A 19,744-nucleotide genomic window follows, 5' to 3' on the forward strand; every position below is an offset into this window, starting at 1 on the left:
GCCAAAACCGTCCACAAAGGACGGCCTGGTCATTGGGCGTATCAGCTCAAGGCGTTACCACTTGTACGTTGCACTCGCGACGACACTGCGCTGGTCGCCGTAGTAGCAGTAGAAGCTGTCGCACGTCGAGATGTAGTCCTTGTCGAACAGGTTGGTCGCGTTAACGGCCAGCGAAGCGCCTTTGAGGCTGCTGTCCAGGCGACCGAGGTCGTAGTGAACCACTGCGTCGAACACGGTGTAGGCGCCGGCCTTGCCCAGCCAGGTGTTGGCCTGGTCGCCATAGGTGTTGCCGGTGTAGCGCGCGCCGGCGCCGATGCCGAAGCCGTCCAGCTTGCCGTTGTGCCAGGTGTAGTCGCCCCACACCGACGCTTGCTGGTTAGGCATCAGTTGCAGGCGATTGCCCTTGTAAATGCCCTCTTGCACTTCGGATTTGGCCAGGGTGTAGGCAGCGGTGACCTTGAGGTTTTCGCTCACGTCGGAAACGGCTTCCAGCTCCAGGCCTTTGACTTTCACTTCGCCGGTCTGGCTGGTGACTGTCACGTTGCCCACGTTGTTGGTGACGGAAACGTTTTTCTGGGTCAGGTCATATACCGCCGCCGTCAGCAGCGTGTTGCTGCCTGGTGGCTGGTACTTGATACCCAGTTCCCATTGCTTGCCTTCGGTCGGCTTGAACGACTCGGTCGGCGAGGCGGCGGCATTGCTGGTCGGCTGGAACGATTCGGCGTAGGACAGGTAAGGCACGAAGCCCGAGTCGAACACGTAGCTGATCGCCGCGTTGCCGCTGAAGTTCTTGTCGCGTTCGGTGTTGGTGGCATCGCCCTTGTTGAAGAACGTGGTTCCGGTGTGGACCCAGTCTTCACGACCACCGAGGGTCAGGCGCCATTGGTCGAGGGCCATCTGGTTCTGGATGTACAGGCCGGTCTGCTGGGTCTTCTGTTCGTAGTCATAGAAGGCTGTGGAGCGTGGCGGACGGGTGATCGGCAAGCCATAGACCGGGTCGTTGACGTTGATGCCCGGCGCGGTACCGAAGATCGACAGGTAGTTGGTGGTGTTGCGCTGGTGGTCCAGGCCGATCAGCAAGGTGTGAGTGACGTCGCCGGTGACGAAGTCGCCCTGGAAGTTGTTGTCCACGGCGAATTGGGCGATGTCTTCGTCGACATTGCTGGTGCCACGGCCAGTGTTGCCTTGATCGTCGACGACAAACCCGAGGTTGGCAAGGTCAGGGTTGTAGCTGTTGACGGTCACGGCCTGGAACGACAGCTCCGACTTGGTGTAGCGCAGGTTCTGCCGGAACTGCCAGACATCGTTCAGGCGATGTTCGAAGGCATAACCCAGCGCGTAGTAGGTGCGGTCGTAGAAGTCGTAGTTCGGATCACCCAGGTTCTTGTGGTGGGAAATCTCGCCGAACGGCATGTCGATCTTGGTGCCCTGGATCGGATAGAACTGACTGGTGATACCGGTATCGTCACGGGTGAACTGCGTGAGCAGGGTGAACCGGGTGTCTTCGTCGATGTTCCAGGTCAGGCTCGGTGCAATGTTGTAGCGCTTGTCATCGATGTGGTCGATGGGCGTGCCGCCGTCGCGCAGGACGCCGCTGAGGCTGTAGAGGAACTGGCCTTCGTCGTCGATCTTGCCGGTGCTGGCGAAGTTGATCTGGCGATGATTGTCGCTGCCGTATTGCAACTGGATCTCGCTGCTGGCTTCGGCGCTTGGGCGACGGCTGACCATGTCCAGCAGGCCGCCCGGCGGGGTCTGGCCGTACACGGACGAGGCCGGGCCGCGCAGCAGAGCCAGGCGGTCGAGGTTCCAGGTTTCCTGTTTCGGGTTGGCGTACACACCTTTTGGCAGTGGCAGGCCGTCGAGGAATTGAGTCGGTTCGAAGCCCCGCACGCGCAACCAGTCGGAGCGGGTGTCGCTGCCGAAGCTGCTGGCGGTGATGCCCGGCAGGTAGCGCACGGCATCATCAAGGGTGTGTACGTTGCGGTCGTCCATCTGTTGGCGAGTAACGACCGAAATCGAACGCGGTGCCTCGACCAGCGCAGTGTCGGTCTTGGTGCCGGCGGCGCTGCGCTTGGCTGTGTAGCCTTGCACCGGGCCCCAGGCACTTTCAGTATCTTCCACGCCGATCACGCTGGTTGCCGGCAGGTCCATCACGCCCTCGGGCACGGCCACCAGGCTGTAGGTGCCCGCACTGCTCTGCTCCAGTTGCAGGCCGGTGCCACGCAGGGCTTCGCGCAGGGCGCCGGCTGCGTCGAACTGGCCTTTGACCGAGGCCGAGGTCTTGCCCGCCGCCAGGGATGGATTGAACGACAGGGCCAAACCAGCCTGGCTGGCGATCTGGTTCAGGGTGCTGGCCAGTGGTGCGGCCGGCAGGTTGTAGGCGTGGACGCTGGAGGCCTGTTCAGCGGCGACCAGTTGGCTGCTGGCCAAAGGGGTACAAAGGGCAATGGCGACCGCCAGCAAACTGCGGCGTATCAGGGAGTCTAGCGAACGGGGCATACAGCGGCTCCTGAATGGAAATATTTCTCAATTGCCTGTGTGCCGAACGAAAATCAAAAAGTGATAGGGCGGGATGAAAATTATTTCGATTCAGTTATTCAGTGGGCACTGAAGAGTTTCAGGCGTGTGCCTTTGTGGCGAGGGAGCTTGCTCCCGCTGGGGCGCGAAGCGGCCCCCGCGATTTATCAGGTAAACCGCATTTGCCGGTTTGGCGACTGCTGCGCAGCCGAGCGGGAGCAAGCTCCCTCGCCACAAAGGGTCTGTGTGCGGGATCAGGGCTTGGTATCGGGTTTGGCCACCACCTTCACCCACCATTGCGTGTGCTGTTCGATCTGCACAGGCAAGGCTGGCAACAGGGCGTTGAGCGCCAGGTCGGTGTCGCGTAGCGGGAAGCTGCCGGTGATGCGCAGGTCGGCCACTTCCGGCGCGACCCCGACGTAACCGGGTCGATAGCGGCCGATTTCATGCACCAGATCTTCCAGCCGCGTGTTGTCCACCACCAGCATGCCGCGGGTCCAGGCATCCGCGCCGAGGTTGACGGCCAGAATCGGACCCAGGCCATTGCTGCGGATCAGCACCTGCTGGCCTTCGCGCAGAACCTGTTCGTCAGGGTTGGCCCCGGGGTGAACCGCCACCGCCGACTGCAACACACTCAGGAGCGTGCCTTGTTCCTCGCGCTTGACCAGAAACCGCGTACCCAGCGCGCGCATGCTGCCTTCACGGGTTTCGACGATGAATGGCCGGGGATCGCCATGGCCGGTTTCAACCAGGATTTCACCTTCCTGAAGCACGATGCGTCGCTGCTTTTCATCGAAGCGCACATCCAGGGCACTGTGGGTGTTGAGATTGATCAGCGTGCCATCAGCCAGGCGCAGGGTGCGCTGCTCACCCACGGCGGTGCGCTGGTCGGCCAGCCAGTAATCGATCGGCAGGTAACGTGGCCCGGCAAATAGCGCCAGGCCGATCACGGCCACCACGCTCGCCACGCCATTGCCGAGCTTGCGCACCCGCCGACGAATGCCTTCTCGCGATTGCAGCAGGGCAGTGCGGGCCGGGCCGCTGGCCACGCTGAAACGCTGGTCGAGCATGCCCAATTGGCGCCATGCGCGTGCGTGCTCTTCGTGGGCAGCGTGCCACTTGGCGAATTCTTCGCGCTCTACCGGGTTGGCGCCATCCATGGACAACTGCCAGGCAATCGCCGCGTCCAGCACGTTGGCCGATACCGGTTTGGAACTGACCGGGTTCATGTCGGCTCACCGTACAGCGCGATGTAGCACTGGCGAATGCCTTGGGCCAGGTACTGGCGCACCCGCGGCACCGACACCCCCAGGCGCTCGGCGATTTCCGCATGGCCGAGGCCGTCGAGACGGTTGTAGAGAAACGCCGCCCGGGCCTTGCTGGAAAGCTTGCCGAGCAAACGGTCGATGTTTTTCAGGTCTTCGAGGATCATTTGCTGTTCTTCCGCCGACGGTTGTTCGGCTTCGGGAATCAGCATCAGCTCGGTGAGATAGGCCTGTTCCAGGGCGGCGCGACGGAAATAATCGAACAGCAGGCCCTTGGCAATCGCCACCAGAAACGCCCGCGGCTCGCGCGGTTCCTTCAGTTCCTCACGGCCCAGCAAGCGCACGAAAGTGTCCTGGCTCAGGTCTTCGGCCCGCTGCGGGCAGGCGACGTTGCGTCGAAGCCAGGCCAATAGCCAACCGCGATGGTCGCGATACAACGCACCGACGAGCTCACTTTGAGGGCTTGGGACTGACGACACGCAACATCACCGATTGGGAAATATTAACTAACGAGAATTGTTCGCGATTGTGGCAGAGGCGAGGGAGGTAAGCAATTGGCGTTGGTCGGGTGATTGGTGCGGTGTGATGGCGAGCTAACACCTGTGGCGAGGGAGCTTGCTCCCGCTCGGCTGCGAAGCAGTCGTTAAACCTGGCAGGAGAAATGCTGAGGGTCGCTTCGCAACCCAACGGGAGCAAGCTCCCTCGCCACAGTTAATGCATACGCCCACAAGATTTGAGTTGAGTCTAAAAGGACGGCGCCTGCCGCCGACGTTTCCACTGACTCAATCGCTGTTGCAGATTCAACGGGCTATGAATCTGCTGCTGCCGCGCGCGGCTGAACAGGATCAGCGCCAGTTCAGCGGTGGCCAGGGCGTCGGCGCTGGCGTGGTGGCGTTCGAAGACTTCGAGCTTGAACCAGTCGATCCAGTCGTCCAGCCCCGCCTCGCGAATATGCGCTTGGGGACATAGCAGCGGTGCAATGTCCGCCACATCCAGAAACGGATGCTGCAACTTGCAACCCAGATGATCTTTCAGCGCACGTCCGAGCATGTGCTGGTCAAACGGCGCGTGGAAGGCCAGCACCGGGCTGTCACCGATGTATTCCATCAGTTCGAGCAGCGCTTGCGCCGGGTCGCTGCCCGCTGCAATGGCGCTGGGGCCGATACCGTGGATCAGCACGCTGGGGCCGAGTTTTACTTGCGGATATTGCAGGGTGCGTTCGAACTGCTGGCGAAAGTCGATGGCCCCGTCTTCGATCACCACCGCGCCGATGGACAACACGCGGTCCTTGTTCAGGTTCAACCCGGTGGTTTCCAGGTCAAGCACCACCCAACGCTGCTCGCGCAGGCTGCATTCGCTCAGGGCGGCAGCGGCGGGCAAGCGTTCCAGCCGTTGTTGCAGGTCGGCGGGCAGGGCGAGGCTTGGCGGGCGCAGCCAGGAAAACAGGCTCATAGCTGATACCGCAAGGTCAGGCTGCTTTGCAGGCGTTGTGCCTGGCGCAGGGACTCACGCAGGATGCGCCGGTCCAGATGATTGAGGCTGTCGGGATCGACCCGGTTCGAGTAGGGAAAATTCTCCCGGGTCTGTAGTTGATGTTGCTGCATGCGGGTTTGCTGGATGAAGTGATAGGCCTCTTCGTACGCGGCACCGTCCAGGGGTTCGATGACCTCTTTGGCGACCAACTGGCGAAAACGCTCCAGCGTGTTGTTGGCCTCGATGCCATGGGCCAGGGCCAGTAACCGGGCGCCATCGACAAACGGGGTCAGACCCTGAACTTTCAAATCCAGGGTGGCCTTCTCGCCATTTTTGCGCGCCAGCACGAATTCGCGGAAGCGCCCTACGGGCGGGCGATTGCGCAGCGCATTCTCGGCCATCATGCGCTGGAACAAACGGTTGTCGCCGACCTGATCGAGAATCCCCCGACGCAATTGCTCACAGCCTTGCTCGCTGCCCCAGACCACGCGTAAATCGAAATAGATGCTCGAGCCCAGCAGGCTCTCCGGGGTTGCCTCGCGGATAAACGCGGCAAAGCGCCGCGCCCATTCGACCCGGGACAGGCACAGCTCGGGATTGCCGGCCATGATATTGCCCTTGCACAAGGTGAAGCCGCACAGCGCTAGGCTCTGGTTGATCTGCTGGGCGATGGGCAACAACTTGCCGCGTATTTCGGCAGCCTGGGCCGCATCCCTGGCTTCGAACAGAATGCCGTTGTCCTGATCGGTATGCAGGGTCTGTTCGCGACGGCCTTCGCTGCCGAAACACAGCCAGCTGAACGGCACGCCGGGGTCGCCTTTTTCGGCCAGTGTCAGTTCGATCACCCGGCACACGGTGTGGTCGTTGAGCAAGGTGATGATGTGGGTGATCTGCGTCGAAGACGCGCCGTGGGCCAGCATGCGCTCGACCAGTTGACCGATTTCGCCCCGCAGCGCCACCAGGTTTTCCACCTTCTGCGCGTTGCGGATGGTGCGCGCCAGGTGCACCAGGTCGACCCGCTGCAGGGAAAACAGATCGCGCTCCGAGACTACGCCGCACAAACGTTGGTCCCTGACCAGGCAGACATGGGCGATATGCCGCTCTGTCATGGCAATCGCCGCGTCGAAGGCACTGTGATCCGGCGACAGGAAAAACGGCGCCCGGGTCATGTGCCTTTCGATGGCTTCGTTGAAATCACTGCTGCCGTCGGCTACCGTCTGGCGCAGGTCGCGCAGGGTGAAAATCCCCAATGGCGCCTTGTGTTCATCGACCACCACGATGCTGCCGACTTGCTGTTCATGCATCAACGTCACGGCTTCGCGCAACGGCGTCTGCGGGCTGCATGTCACCGGGTGGCGCATGGCCAATTCGCCCAGTCGGGTATTGAGCGAATATTGGGTGCCGAGGGTTTCCACGGCTTTTTGCTGCACTTGCTGGTTGACCTGATCCAGCAGGCTGCTGACGCAGCGCAGGGCGAAGTTGCGGAAGGTGTCCGATAGCGAAAACAGGCGGATGAACGCCGGCTTGTTCAGTTGCAGGCAAAAGGTGTCTTCGCCGGCAAGGTGCTCGGTGCGGGTCGCCCGTTCGCCCAGCAACGCCGCGAGGGGGAAACACTCGCCGGTGGTGATCTCGAAGACCGTTTCGGTGCCACCTTTTGCCGTATCCGGACGCTCGCCCACGACCCGGCCTTGCTTGACGATATAGAAGTGCTCAACCGGGCCGTCGGCAGGTTTGATGATGCTCTCGCCGGGGGCGTAAAAACGCAGCTGACATTGTTCCACCAGATACGCCAGGTGTGCGTGTTCCATCTGGTTGAAGGGCGGGAAACGCTGAAGGAATTGCAACGTGCCCTGGATGTTCTGCAACACCGCGGTTTTCCCTGCCTGTGTGAAGGCGTCCGCTTTACTCATAACCATTACCGCAGTCTTTTTTTGGATTTTTTGTTGTCGGATGACTCACCCATGGTCGACCCCCGCGGTCGAGGTGCCCATTGGACGTAAGTCTAGGTAGGCAATCAGGGTGATGGAATGTCGGAAAAACCCTACGCAACTGTGAGAAAAACCTCTCTATTCTGCTATTGGAAAATTATCCAACGAAGTGCACATTGAAGGCCTGCTTAGCGATGTCTCTCCACTGTGCTAGGGAAATGAATTGAACATGTAGAGAACGCCATGTCTGACCACGATATTTTGAGTGACGCCGAGCGCGAGGCGCTCAGTGCCGTCATGCTGGAGCCTGATCTGCCACCGCAACGGGTGCTGGTCGTCGATGACGACAAAGAGGCCCGGGATCTGCTATCGGAGATGCTGGCGCTGGACGGCATTCACTGCATGACGGCGGCCAGTGGCGAAACCGCTCTGAAGATGCTGGAAGAGAAACCTTCGATTGGCCTGGTGATTACCGATCTGCGGATGGGGCATATCGATGGCCTGGAGCTGATTCGCCAGGTGCGTGAATCGGTGCGGGCCGCGATGCCGATCATCATCGTTTCCGGCGATGCCGACGTGAAAGACGCCATCGCTGCCATGCATTTGAGCGTGGTGGATTTCCTGCTCAAGCCCATTGATTCCGACAAGTTGCTGGTGTTGGTCAAGCATGAACTTGGGATAGAGCCTTAGTCCAAACCAGTAAACCCTGCACAATCCCTGTGGGAGCGGGCTTGCTCGCGAATACGTAGTGTCAGTTGAGTATTTTTTGGCAGATGCACTGCTTTCGCGAGCAAGCCCGCTCCCACAAAGAGCAACAAATCATTGCATACAAAAAAGCCCTGATCTTTCGATCAGGGCTTTTTCGTATCCGGCGTAAACGCTCAGTTACAGGCCATTGGCAGCCTTGAACTCGCGACGACGACGGTGCAGAACAGGCTCGGTGTAGCCGTTCGGCTGTTTGGTGCCTTCGACCACCAGTTCGACGGCTGCCTGGAAGGCAATGTTGCTGTCGAAGTTCGGGGCCAGCGGACGGTACAGCGCATCACCGGCGTTCTGGCGGTCAACCACTGGCGCCATGCGCTTGAGGCTTTCCATGACCTGATCTTCGGTGACGATGCCGTGACGCAGCCAGTTGGCGATGTGCTGGCTGGAAATACGCAGCGTTGCACGGTCTTCCATCAGGCCGACGTCGTTGATGTCCGGCACTTTCGAACAGCCGACGCCCTGGTCGATCCAGCGCACCACGTAACCGAGAATGCCCTGGCTGTTGTTGTCCAGTTCGTTCTGGATCTGTTCGGCGGTCCACTGCGGGTTCACCGCCAGCGGGATGGTCAGGATGTCGTCCACCGAAGCGTGGGCACGTTTGGCCAGTTCGGCCTGACGGGCGAACACGTCAACCTTGTGGTAGTGCAGCGCGTGCAGCGCAGCTGCGGTCGGCGACGGTACCCAGGCGGTGTTGGCACCGGCCAATGGGTGAGCGATTTTCTGTTCGAGCATCGCAGCCATCAGGTCCGGCATCGCCCACATGCCTTTACCGATCTGTGCGCGACCTTGCAGACCGGTGCTCAGACCGATATCGACGTTGGAGTTCTCGTAGGCGCCGATCCATTTCTCTGCCTTCATGTCCGCCTTGCGCACCATCGGGCCGGCTTCCATGGAGGTGTGGATTTCATCGCCCGTGCGGTCGAGGAAACCGGTGTTGATGAACACCACACGCTCGCTCGCCGCCTTGATGCAGGCCTTGAGGTTGATCGTGGTACGACGCTCCTCATCCATGATCCCGACTTTGAGGGTGTTGCGTGGCAGACCCAGCACGTCTTCGATGCGACCGAACAGCTCGTTGGTGAACGCCGCTTCTTCAGGGCCGTGCATCTTCGGCTTCACGATATAGACCGAGCCGGTGCGGCTGTTCTTGCGCGAGCTGTTGCCGTTGAGGTTGTGGATTGCCGAGAGGCAGGTCACCAGACCGTCGAGAATGCCTTCCGGCACTTCGTTGCCTTGACTGTCGAGGATGGCGTCGATGGTCATCAGGTGACCAACGTTGCGCACGAACAGCAACGAACGACCGTGCAGGCTCAGTTCACTGCCATCGACAGCGGTGTAGGTGCGGTCGGCGTTCATGGTACGGGTAAAAGTCTGACCGCCCTTGGCGACGCTTTCCGACAGATCGCCCTTCATCAGGCCGAGCCAGTTGCGGTAGATCACCACTTTGTCATCGGCATCGACAGCAGCGACGGAGTCTTCGCAGTCCATGATGGTGGTCAGTGCCGCTTCCATCAGGATGTCTTTGACGCCGGCCGCGTCGGTCTGGCCGACCGGGGTGCTGGCGTCGACCTGGATTTCGAAATGCAGGCCGTTGTTTTTCAGCAGGATCGCGGTCGGTGCAGCGGCATCGCCCTGGAAGCCGATCAACTGAGCGTCGTTGCGCAGGCCGGTGTTGCTGCCGCCTTTAAGGGCGACCACCAGTTTGCCGCCGACGATCTTGTAGCCGGTGGAATCGACGTGGGAGCCGGCCGCCAATGGCGCCGCCTCGTCGAGGAAGGCACGGGCGAAGGCGATGACCTTGTCGCCGCGAACCTTGTTGTAGCCTTTGCCTTTTTCCGCGCCGTCGGCTTCGCTGATGGCGTCGGTGCCGTAGAGCGCGTCGTACAGCGAGCCCCAGCGGGCGTTCGAGGCATTGAGGGCGAAGCGGGCGTTCATGACCGGCACCACGAGCTGTGGGCCGGCCATGCGGGCGATTTCGTCATCGACGTTTTGCGTCGTTGCCTGGAAATCGGCCGCTTCTGGCAGCAGATAACCGATGTCTTGCAGGAAGGCTTTATAGGCCACGGCGTCGTGCGTCTGGCCGGCACGCGTTTGGTGCCAGCCATCGATACGAGCCTGGAAATCATCGCGTTTGGCGAGTAGGGCTTTGTTCTTCGGCGCCAGGTCATGAATGACCTTGTCGGCACCGGCCCAGAACTTATCGGCGGTGAGGCCGGTACCGGGAATGGCTTCGTTGTTCACGAAGTCGAACAGGACTTTGGCGACCTGCAGGCCACCGACTTGAACGTGTTCAGTCATTGCTTGCCTCACTCTGCTCAGCTATTTCGCTTTTCAGCTCTTCAAATTAACAATGAAGCCTCTGGCCATTTAAACCACAAACCCCTCTACCAGTACATGCCCGTGACAGGCGGCTGGGTTGGGACCAATCAACGGCTTGGGGCCTTGCTGACAGGGCTTTCAGGGTTGCGAACGTGCCTGCGGCAGACATCGATCCAACATTATGTAGTGCGCGCTGCGGCATACTACATGATGAATTGCGGTTGTGAAAATTAGACTAATTACGTCGTTCTGCGACCCCATGACGCATTGCGGTCACGTCGGGGAGCGTGATGTTCTCAAAAAACTATTGGATTGTTCCAGTTAAATATCAAAACTTGTACACGATTTGTTGGGCGTGTCGGATCGGTGGTGCCCGCCTTCGCGAGCAAGCCCGCTCCCACAAGGACTGCGCATGACCCTGTGGGAGCGGGCTTGCTCGCGAAGAGGGCAGTCGATTCACCTTTGATTCCGGATCTGCCCAGACACCTCCCATCCCTTGCCTATACTTGTTTTTCCATAACAAAAAACATGACCAGAGGGCTGCGCCATGGATCATCTCGTACTCACCGTTTTTGCTCCGGACAAGCCCGGGCAAGTCGAGCGCATTGCCCAATGCATTGCCGAGCACGGCGGCAACTGGCTGGAAAGCCGCATGTCGCGCATGGCGGGACAATTCGCCGGCATCCTGCGGGTGGGCGTGCCGGCCGAGGCCTACGACGAATTGGTCGATGCCCTGCAGGGTTTATCCGCCCAGGGCATTCGCGTGTTGGTCGCCGAAAGCAGTATCGAACAATCCTGCACCTGGAAGCCGATCGCCATGGAACTGGTGGGCAATGATCGTCCGGGGATCGTGCGTGACATCACACGCTTGTTGAGCGAGCAGGGAGTGAACCTGGAGCGACTGGTGACCGAAGTGCGCCCGGCACCAATGAGCAGCGAGCCGCTGTTCCACGCCGAAGCGATTCTTGCGGTCCCGCTGACGCTGTCGCTGGACGTGTTGCAATCGCGCCTGGAGACCCTGGCTGACGACCTGATGGTTGAATTGGTGCTGCGCAGTGAACCCTGATCAGGTTATCCAAGTTAAACGTGCACCTGCCTGTGGATAACCTGTAGAGACACCCCGCCAGGCCGCGCCGACCGGGGCTTGCCGGAAACTGATCAAAAAACCAGCAGTTTCAACCACTTGCGCACAATCGGCGGGGATCACGCTGTGGATAACCTTGGGAAGGAATGAGGCAGGCCACGGAATACGTGGCCTGTAGAGGTTTGTGTGTTTTTTGATCAGCTGCGGCGGCGCAAACTTATCCACGCATCGACGCTGTAAACCGCCAGACCGGCCCAGATAAACATGAATGCTACCAAGGTGCTGGACGACAGGTGCTCGCCAAACAGCAGTACGGCTTGCAGTAGAACCAGGGTTGGCGCCAGGTACTGAAGAAACCCCAGTGTCGTGTAGGGCAAATGCCGTGCGGCAGCGTTGAAACAGACCAGCGGTACCAGTGTGATCGGACCGGCGGCCACCAGCCACCAGGCTTCGGAGGTGGTCCAGAATTCGGCCTGGGCACTACTGGCTGTCGGATTGAGCAACAACCAGCCTAGGGCAATCGGCACCAGCATCCAGGTTTCCACCACCAGCCCCGGCAGCGCCTTGACCGGCGCCTGCTTGCGAATCAAACCATAGAAACCAAAGGTCAGTGCCAGCACCAGCGACACCCACGGCAGGCTGCCGACTTGCCAGACCTGCTGCGCCACACCTACAGCCGCCAGGCCGACGGCAATCCATTGCATGCGTCGCAGCCGTTCGCCAAGAATCAACATGCCCAGCAACACGTTCACCAACGGGTTGATGTAGTAACCGAGGCTGGCCTCCAGCATGCGTCCGTTGTTCACTGACCAGACGTAAGTCAGCCAGTTGGCCGCGATCAGCGAACCGCTCAGGGCCAGGATCGCCAGCCGTCGTGGGTTCTCCCGCAGCTCGCGCCACCAGCCGGGATGCTTCCACACCATCAACAACAAGGCGCCGAACAGTGCTGACCACAGCACCCGGTGGATGATGATTTCCACGGCGGGCACGCTGGCGATGGCTTTGAAATAAAGTGGGAAAAGTCCCCAGATGATGTAGGCACTCAGGCCCAGTATGTACCCGCGACGCGGGTTGGCGGCTTGCATGCAGAATCCTTGCTTAGGCAGCTAACAAAGAGGGGATTGTAGGGAGATTTGTCTGCGAATGTCCTGACTGAATAGGTAAGTCATTTGTGAACACAGAACCTGTGGGAGCGGGCTTGCTCGCGAAGGCGGCGTGCCAGTCGACATCAATGTTGAATGATACGCCGCCTTCGCGAGCAAGCCCGCTCCCACATGGGGTCTGTGTTTGTCAGAAGAGTTTCAGCGGCTCTTCATTGAGCGCGGCCAACTGCTCGCGCAATGCCAGCACCTGATCACCCCAATATCGCTCGGTGCCGAACCACGGAAAACTGCGGGGGAATGCCGGATCGTCCCAGCGGCGGGCGAGCCAGGCGCTGTAATGCATCAGGCGCAGGGCGCGCAGCGGTTCGATCAAGGCCAGTTCACGCGGGTCGAAATCGTGGAATTCGTTGTAGCCGTCCATCAGTTCCGACAACTGGCTCAGGCAATCCTGACGATCGCCGGCGAGCATCATCCAGATGTCCTGAACCGCCGGGCCCATGCGGCAATCGTCGAGGTCGACGATATGGAACATTTCGTCGCGGCACATCATGTTGCCGGGGTGGCAATCACCGTGCATGCGGATGTTCTGGTGCGGGGTGTTGCTGTAGGCATCTTCCACACGCTTGAGCAGGTCGCGGGCCACCGATTCGTAGGCCGGCAACAGGCTGCGGGGGATGAAGTTACCGTCGAGCAAGGTATTGAGTGAGTCATGGCCGAAATTTTTCACCGCCAGCGCTTCACGGTGCTCGAACGGTCGGGTCGAGCCGACCGCATGCAGGCGTCCGAGCAACTGGCCCAGGCGATACAGCTGATCGAGGTTGCCTGGCTCCGGTGCGCGGCCACCACGGCGGGGGAACAGGGTGAAGCGGAAACCGTTGTGTTCGTGCAGGGTTTCACCGTTGTGGATCAACGGCGCCACGACCGGCACCTCGCAGTCGGCGAGTTCGGCGGTGAACTGGTGTTCTTCCAGAATCGCTTCGTTGGTCCAGCGTTGTGGCCGGTAGAACTTGGCGATCAGCGGCTCGGCATCTTCGATACCAACTTGATAGACGCGGTTCTCGTAGCTGTTGAGCGCCAGAATGCGCGCGTCGCTGAGAAAGCCGATGCTTTCTACAGCATCGAGCACGAGGTCTGGCGTGAGGGTTTCAAACGGGTGGGCCATGCTGACTCCTGCGCGCAGCAGGCTGCTGCGTCCGGCCAGGCATGGTAGCGCAGACGGGGCTTCTATAGTGTTTGGGCTTGATATGAGTGTTGTCCGGGATGACGCCTTCGCGAGCAAGCCCGCTCCCACATTCGACCGCAGTCTTCTGAATTAACTCGGTCAAATGTGGGAGCGGGCTTGCTCGCGAAGAGGGCCTGTCAGGCGCCGACGACTCCGCCATCCTCGCGAGTAATCGCCATCACCGATGAGCGCGGCTTGCCATTAGGCAGATGCTCGGGGAAGGTCGAACCGCCGTTTTCGCCCGGATGCTGGATCCCGACAAACAGGGTTTTCTGGTCCGGCGAGAAGCTGATCCCGGTCACCTCGCAGCCCACCGGCCCGACCATGAAGCGGCGAATCTCGCCGGTCGCCGGATCAGCGCAGAGCATCTGGTTATTGCCCATGCCGGCAAAGTCTCCGGCGTTGCTCACATCACCGTCGGTCAGAATCCACAGGCGTCCGGCCTTGTCGAAGCCCAGGCCGTCCGGGCTGTTGAACATGTTCTGCGGCGTGATGTTCGACGAGCCGGCCTTTGGCGTACCGGCATGCGCGCCCGGATTGCCGGCCACCACAAACAGGTCCCAGGCAAAGGTGTGCGAGGCGTGATCGTCGCGCTCGGTGCGCCAGCGCAGGATCTGCCCGTAGACGTTCTTCTCGCGCGGGTTCGGCCCGCCCACCGGTTGCCCGTCTTCGCCACGTTTGGCGTTGTTGGTCAGCGTGCAGTAAACCTGGCCATCCTTGGGGCTGACCACGATCCATTCCGGGCGATCCATGCGCGTGGCTTTCACCACACTGGCGGCGAGACGGGCGTGGATCAGCACTTCAGCCTGATCGGCAAAGCCGCTGCTGGCGTCTATGCCGTTTTTGCCGTGGGTCAGTTCGATCCATTCACCCTGGCCTTTCGAGTGATCGGCGTTGCCGTCGCCCGCATCGAAACGCGCCACGTACAGCGTGCCGTGATCGAGAATGTCGCGGTTGGCCTTGGGGTTCTTGTGGTTGATCTTGTCGCGGCTGACGAATTTGTAGATGAACTCGCCGCGCTCGTCGTCGCCCATGTACACCACGGCATGGCCATCGCCGGTTTCGGCCAGGGCCGCATTTTCGTGTTTGAAGCGGCCCAGGGCCGTGCGTTTGACCGGCGTCGACTGCGGATCGAACGGATCGATTTCCACTACCCAGCCGTGACGGTTGAGTTCGTTGGGGTTCTTGGCCAGGTCGAAGCGCTCGTCGTGTGGGTGCCAGTTGATCTCTTTGCTGGTCACCACCGCGCCATAGCGTTTTTGCGCCGGGTCGAATTTCTGTTCTGCGTTGCTGCTGCCGAAGCAGTCGGTGAAGTTCTCTTCACAGGTCAGATAGGTGCCCCACGGCGTCTTGCCGTTGGCGCAGTTCTGGAACGTGCCGAGGACGTTCTTGCCGTGGGGATCGGCGGCGGTTTTCAACAGGGCATGTCCGGCGGCCGGGCCGCTCAGGCTGATCGGCGCATTGCCATGAATCCGGCGGTTGTAGCGCGAGCCCTGGACGAATTGCCATTGGCCGTTCTTGCGCTGCACTTCAATCACCGACACACCTTCGCAGGCCAGCGCCTTGCGCACTTCTTCCGCCGATTGCGGCATGCCGCCGTGGGCGTAGAGGTAGCGGTAGTTGGTGTATTCGTTGTTGATCGCCATCAGTGCCCGGTCTTTTTCGCCCGGAAATTCGAACAGGCTCATGCCGTCGTTGTTGTCGCCGAACTGGGCTTCCTGATGTTCGGCGCTGCCGTTGCCGCTCGGGTCGAACGCCGGGCCGTCCTTGTGCAGGGGCTGGCCCCAACTGATCAGCACCGAGGACTTGTAGCCCGGTGGCAGGGTGATGGAGTCGCTGGTGGCGGCGGCGATGCTGTCAAAGCCCAGCAACTGGCTGTTACCGGCGCTGACACTGGCGGCCATTACGCTGCGGCTCAGCAGGTTGCCGCCGAGGAACATCGCCGCGCCGCAAAGGGCACCTGCGCTGATGAAGCTGCGACGACTGAGGCCGACCATGGTTTCGAGGTCGGTGGACTGGTTTTCTTCTAATAGGCTCATTTCTGGCTCCCTGCGGTTTTGCAGACACCTTAATGGTGAGTAATGAACCTTTTGTTGCAGTTTTGCTTAAAGCGGCGTGCCCAGCAGAACTCTGGACGGCGAAAACTCCACACGCACTGGCTTGCCGCCCGTCAGCCCCAATGCCTGCAGATGCGTTGGTTCGTCCAGCGCGCACAGGGTCAGGCCGTTGGGCAGGGTGATGCGCACTTCGCTGGGGCCGTCGTCGGCGTCGAGAATCTTCTCGATGGTGCCTTTCAGGCAATTGTTTCCCGGCGTTTCGGCTGAATCGATCTCCAGCACATCGAGCCAGCCAGCCTTGATCAAGGCCACGACTTCGGTGCCGATTTGCAGTTCCAGGCGCTCGGTGCTGTCGTGGGTGATTTGCGCATCGACGATCAAGCCTTCGGCGACTTCCAGGCGAATCAGGTCGTTGCGCCCCTGGGGTTCGATCGCCATCACCTTGCCGTGCAACTGATTGCGCGCGCTGGTGCGCAGCATCAAGCGCCCGAGCAGGTTGAGGTCGCTCGTGTCTTCAGCGGCTTCCAGCACCTGGGCCTGTAAGGCTTGCAGCTTCTGGTACAGCCGCAACACTCGCTCACCTTCATTGGACAGGCGCGCACCGCCACCGCCTTTACCACCGACAATCCGCTCCACCAGCGGCTTCTGCGCCAGGTTGTTCAGCTCATCGATAGCATCCCAGGCGGCCTTGTAGCTCAGGCCCGCGCTTTTTGCCGCGCGGGTGATCGAGCCTTGTTCGGCGATGTGCTGCAGCAGGGCGATGCGCTGCGGACGGCGGACAATGTGCTGGGACAGCAAGGTTGGCAAAGACATGGCAAGTCGCTTTGGGTGGTGACGATGGTGAGGACGTTGGCCGCTTGGGGGGCGCGAGTCAAGTCAGGGTGTCTCGCCGGGTTTGGGCGTGCGGGCCAGGCAATAGACATCGACCCTCGCCGCACCGGCGCCCATCAGCAGGCGAGCCAGGGCCTGGGCCGTGGCACCGGTGGTCAGTACATCGTCGACCAGGGCCAGGTGCCGGCCTTTGACGACGGCGCCGGGCGTCAGGGCGAAAGCGTTGCGCAGGTTGTTTCGGCGTGCTTCGGCGTTCAATGCCTGTTGAGCGTCGGTATCCTGGGTTCGTAGCAGCAAGCGTTCGGCGCAAGGGATATCGAGACTTGCACCCAGCCAGTGAGCCAGCATTGCAGCCTGATTGAACCCGCGCTTGCGCAGGCGCCGGTTGGCCAGCGGCACCGGGATCAGTGCATCGGGTCGCTGCAGATCGTTTTCGAATCGATGTTGCAGATACTGAGCGAGGAGTTCGGCGAGCAGGCGGCCAAACGGCCACTTTGCATTGTGCTTGAAGCGGGTGATCAGGCTGTCGATCGGAAAGCTGTAGGTCCAGGGGACGATCACCTGTTCGAAGGCCGGTGGCTGCTTCAAGCAGTGTCCGCAGGTCAGGCCCGCTGCCGGGAGAGGCAGGGCGCAAGTCTGGCAGTGCTCACCGAGCCAGGGCAACTCAATTTCGCAGGCCATGCAGACAGGGAGGGTGTTGTCGGCAGTTTGATCGCAAACAAGACAGGATTGATTGTTTTTTAACCAGATGTAAACCGGCCCTTCGTATCGCGGTTGACAGCGCATCGCTCTTCCTTAAATATGCCGAACATCCGTGTCGCGCCTGTGGGTATTCCATTCCCCAGTCGCTAGCCAAGCATAAATCAAAGGAAACGCCCATGAGTGCCAGCACCACTGCAACCCTGCGTCATGACTGGACTTTGGCCGAAGTCAAAGCACTCTTCGTTCAACCATTCAATGACCTGCTGTTCCAGGCGCAGACGGTGCACCGTGCGCATTTCGACGCCAACCGCGTCCAGGTGTCGACCCTGCTGTCGATCAAAACCGGCGCCTGCCCGGAAGATTGCAAATATTGTCCGCAGTCCGGTCACTACAACACCGGCCTGGAAAAAGAAAAGCTGATGGAAGTGCAGAAGGTTCTCGAAGAGGCCGCTCGCGCCAAGGCCATCGGTTCGACCCGCTTCTGCATGGGAGCGGCGTGGAAACATCCGTCGGCCAAGGACATGCCCTACGTACTGAAGATGGTCGAAGGTGTGAAAGCCCTGGGCCTGGAAACCTGCATGACCCTCGGTCGCCTGGATCAGGAGCAGACCGAAGCGCTGGCCAAGGCCGGCCTCGACTACTACAACCACAACCTCGATACCTCGCCGGAGTTCTACGGCAGCATCATCACCACCCGCACTTACAGCGAGCGCCTGCAAACCCTGGCGTATGTCCGTGACTCGGGGATGAAGATCTGCTCCGGTGGCATTCTCGGCATGGGCGAGTCGCTGGACGACCGCGCCAACCTGCTGATCCAGCTGGCCAACCTGCCGGAGCATCCGGAGTCGGTGCCGATCAACATGCTGGTGAAAGTCGCCGGTACGCCGCTGGAAAATGCCGACGACGTCGATCCGTTCGATTTCATCCGCATGCTCGCGGTCGCGCGCATCCTGATGCCGCAATCCCACGTGCGCCTGTCTGCCGGCCGCGAAGCCATGAACGAACAGATGCAGGCCCTGGCGTTCTTCGCCGGTGCCAACTCGATTTTCTACGGCGAAAAACTGCTGACCACCGCCAACCCGCAGGCCGACAAGGACATGCAACTGTTCTCGCGTCTGGGCATCCTGCCGGAAGCCCGCGAAGAACATGCCGACGAAGTGCATCAGGCGGCTATCGAGCAGGCGTTGGTGGAGCAGAAGAGCAGCGAGCAGTTCTATAACGCGGCGGTTTGAGCAACCACTGCGTCCACTGAATGAATGCAAAACCCCTGTGGGAGCGGGCTTGCTCGCGAATGCGGACTGACATTCAACATTGATGTCGACTGACACACCGCTTTCGCGAGCAAGCCCGCTCCCACATTAGATTGGGTTCAATTCTGATTTATGTGATCTGACTGTCTGAGGCCTGCATGTCTTTCGATCTCGCCGCACGCCTTGCTGCCCGTCGTGCCGAAAATCTCTATCGCCAGCGCCCGCTGCTTGAAAGCCCGCAAGGGCCACAAGTGGTGGTCGATGGCCAGCCGCTGCTGGCGTTCTGTAACAACGACTATCTGGGTCTGGCCAATCATCCGCAAGTGATCGAGGCCTGGCGCGCCGGCGCTTCGAAGTGGGGTGTGGGCGGAGGGGCGTCACATCTGGTCATTGGCCATTGCGCCCCGCACCACGCCCTGGAAGAAGCCTTGGCCGACCTGACCGGTCGCCCGCGTGCGTTGCTGTTCACCACCGGTTACATGGCCAACCTCGGCGCGGTCACGGCGCTGGTGGGGCAGGGTGATACGGTGCTCGAAGACCGGCTCAATCATGCGTCGCTGCTCGACGCGGGGCTGTTGTCCGGTGCACGGTTCAATCGATATCTGCACAACGACCCGGTGAGCCTGGCCAAACGCCTGGAAAAAGCCACCGGCAATACGCTGGTGGTCACCGATGGCGTGTTCAGCATGGACGGCGATATTGCCGACCTGCCAGCACTGGCCCGAGAGGCCAAGGCCAAAGGCGCCTGGTTGATGGTCGACGATGCTCATGGTTTTGGACCACTGGGCGCCAACGGTGGCGGCATCGTCGAGCATTTCGGTTTGAGCCAGGATGATGTTCCGGTGTTGGTCGGCACGCTCGGCAAAGCCTTTGGTACGGCGGGTGCCTTTGTGGCTGGCAGCGAAGAGCTGATCGAAAGTCTGATTCAGTTTGCCCGTCCCTACATCTACACCACCAGCCAGCCACCTGCGCTGGCCTGCGCCACATTGAAAAGCCTGGAACTGCTGCGCAGTGAACACTGGCGCCGCGAGCACTTGCAGACGCTGATCCGCCAGTTCCGCGACGGTGCCGAACAGATTGGCCTGGAGCTCATGGACAGCTTCACGCCGATCCAGCCGATCATGATCGGCGATGCCGGGCGTGCGGTACGCCTTTCGCAAATGCTGCGCGAGCGCGGGTTGATGGTGACCGCGATTCGCCCGCCCACCGTACCCGCCGGCAGGGGCCG

At 60.7% G+C, this 19,744-nt stretch carries 15 protein-coding genes; 4 read left to right on the forward strand and 11 right to left on the reverse strand.

Going from position 1 to position 19,744, the window contains the following annotated elements; all coding sequences use genetic code 11:
- Positions 1-54: 54 nt before the first annotated feature.
- The 5 genes from PMI28_RS27640 to PMI28_RS27625 form a co-directional block, all read right to left on the reverse strand.
- Positions 55-2,499 carry a TonB-dependent siderophore receptor gene (locus tag PMI28_RS27640; protein ID WP_007981400.1) on the reverse strand — a complete coding sequence of 815 codons (2,445 nt, stop codon included), beginning with the start codon at positions 2,497-2,499 and terminating at the stop codon, positions 55-57.
- A 272-nt stretch (positions 2,500-2,771) separates the two neighbouring features.
- Complete coding sequence (locus PMI28_RS27635; RefSeq protein WP_007981402.1) at positions 2,772-3,746, reverse strand: FecR domain-containing protein; 975 nt, start codon at positions 3,744-3,746, stop codon at positions 2,772-2,774.
- Positions 3,743-4,261 (reverse strand): RNA polymerase sigma factor, encoded by a 519-nt coding sequence (locus PMI28_RS0128200; RefSeq protein ID WP_033063019.1) that lies wholly within the window; start codon positions 4,259-4,261, stop codon positions 3,743-3,745. Before PMI28_RS0128200 ends, PMI28_RS27635 begins: the two co-directional genes overlap by 4 nt.
- A gap of 265 nt (positions 4,262-4,526) precedes the next feature.
- On the reverse strand, positions 4,527-5,234 hold the full coding sequence (locus tag PMI28_RS27630; protein ID WP_007981405.1) for a 3'-5' exonuclease: 708 nt from the start codon (positions 5,232-5,234) through the stop codon (positions 4,527-4,529).
- The gene (locus tag PMI28_RS27625; protein ID WP_033063020.1) at positions 5,231-7,171 is read right to left on the reverse strand and encodes a putative nucleotidyltransferase substrate binding domain-containing protein; all 1,941 of its coding nucleotides are present in this window, start codon (positions 7,169-7,171) and stop codon (positions 5,231-5,233) included. The genes PMI28_RS27630 and PMI28_RS27625 overlap by 4 nt, the downstream gene beginning before the upstream one ends.
- Positions 7,172-7,426: 255 nt before the next feature.
- On the opposite strand from PMI28_RS27625, the gene PMI28_RS27620 reads away from it, so the two are divergent.
- Positions 7,427-7,873 carry a response regulator gene (locus PMI28_RS27620; protein ID WP_007981408.1) on the forward strand — a complete coding sequence of 149 codons (447 nt, stop codon included), beginning with the start codon at positions 7,427-7,429 and terminating at the stop codon, positions 7,871-7,873.
- Positions 7,874-8,068: 195 nt separating this feature from the next.
- Here the strand turns inward: PMI28_RS27620 and PMI28_RS27615 are convergent, their stop codons facing one another.
- A complete protein-coding gene (locus PMI28_RS27615) occupies positions 8,069-10,246 on the reverse strand; it encodes a malate synthase G (protein ID WP_007981410.1) in 2,178 nt (725 codons plus the stop codon).
- Between the two features lie 568 nt (positions 10,247-10,814).
- On the opposite strand from PMI28_RS27615, the gene PMI28_RS27610 reads away from it, so the two are divergent.
- Positions 10,815-11,333, forward strand: a complete 519-nt coding sequence (locus PMI28_RS27610) for a glycine cleavage system protein R (protein ID WP_007981412.1) — start codon at positions 10,815-10,817, stop codon at positions 11,331-11,333.
- A 215-nt stretch (positions 11,334-11,548) separates the two neighbouring features.
- Here the strand turns inward: PMI28_RS27610 and rarD are convergent, their stop codons facing one another.
- From rarD to PMI28_RS27585, 5 genes are all read right to left on the reverse strand, one after another.
- Complete coding sequence (gene rarD, locus PMI28_RS27605; protein ID WP_007981415.1) at positions 11,549-12,436, reverse strand: EamA family transporter RarD; 888 nt, start codon at positions 12,434-12,436, stop codon at positions 11,549-11,551.
- A 205-nt stretch (positions 12,437-12,641) separates the two neighbouring features.
- Positions 12,642-13,616, reverse strand: a complete 975-nt coding sequence (locus PMI28_RS27600; protein WP_007981417.1) for a serine/threonine protein kinase — start codon at positions 13,614-13,616, stop codon at positions 12,642-12,644.
- Between the two features lie 197 nt (positions 13,617-13,813).
- Positions 13,814-15,715, reverse strand: a complete 1,902-nt coding sequence (locus PMI28_RS27595; RefSeq protein ID WP_007981418.1) for a PhoX family protein — start codon at positions 15,713-15,715, stop codon at positions 13,814-13,816.
- 66 nt (positions 15,716-15,781) lie between these two features.
- Positions 15,782-16,546 carry a TOBE domain-containing protein gene (locus PMI28_RS27590; protein ID WP_007981419.1) on the reverse strand — a complete coding sequence of 255 codons (765 nt, stop codon included), beginning with the start codon at positions 16,544-16,546 and terminating at the stop codon, positions 15,782-15,784.
- A 63-nt stretch (positions 16,547-16,609) separates the two neighbouring features.
- Entirely contained in the window at positions 16,610-17,350 is a 741-nt protein-coding gene (locus tag PMI28_RS27585) for a ComF family protein (RefSeq protein WP_007981422.1), read from the reverse strand.
- 92 nt (positions 17,351-17,442) lie between these two features.
- Between PMI28_RS27585 and bioB the strand changes: the two genes are divergently transcribed.
- Entirely contained in the window at positions 17,443-18,498 is a 1,056-nt protein-coding gene (bioB, locus tag PMI28_RS27580) for a biotin synthase BioB (protein ID WP_007981424.1), read from the forward strand.
- Between the two features lie 176 nt (positions 18,499-18,674).
- On the forward strand, positions 18,675-19,744 hold a 1,070-nt coding region (bioF, locus tag PMI28_RS27575), incomplete at its 3' end, for an 8-amino-7-oxononanoate synthase (RefSeq protein WP_007981426.1).

The organism is Pseudomonas sp. GM48 (assembly GCF_000282335.1).
Lineage (GTDB): Bacteria > Pseudomonadota > Gammaproteobacteria > Pseudomonadales > Pseudomonadaceae > Aquipseudomonas.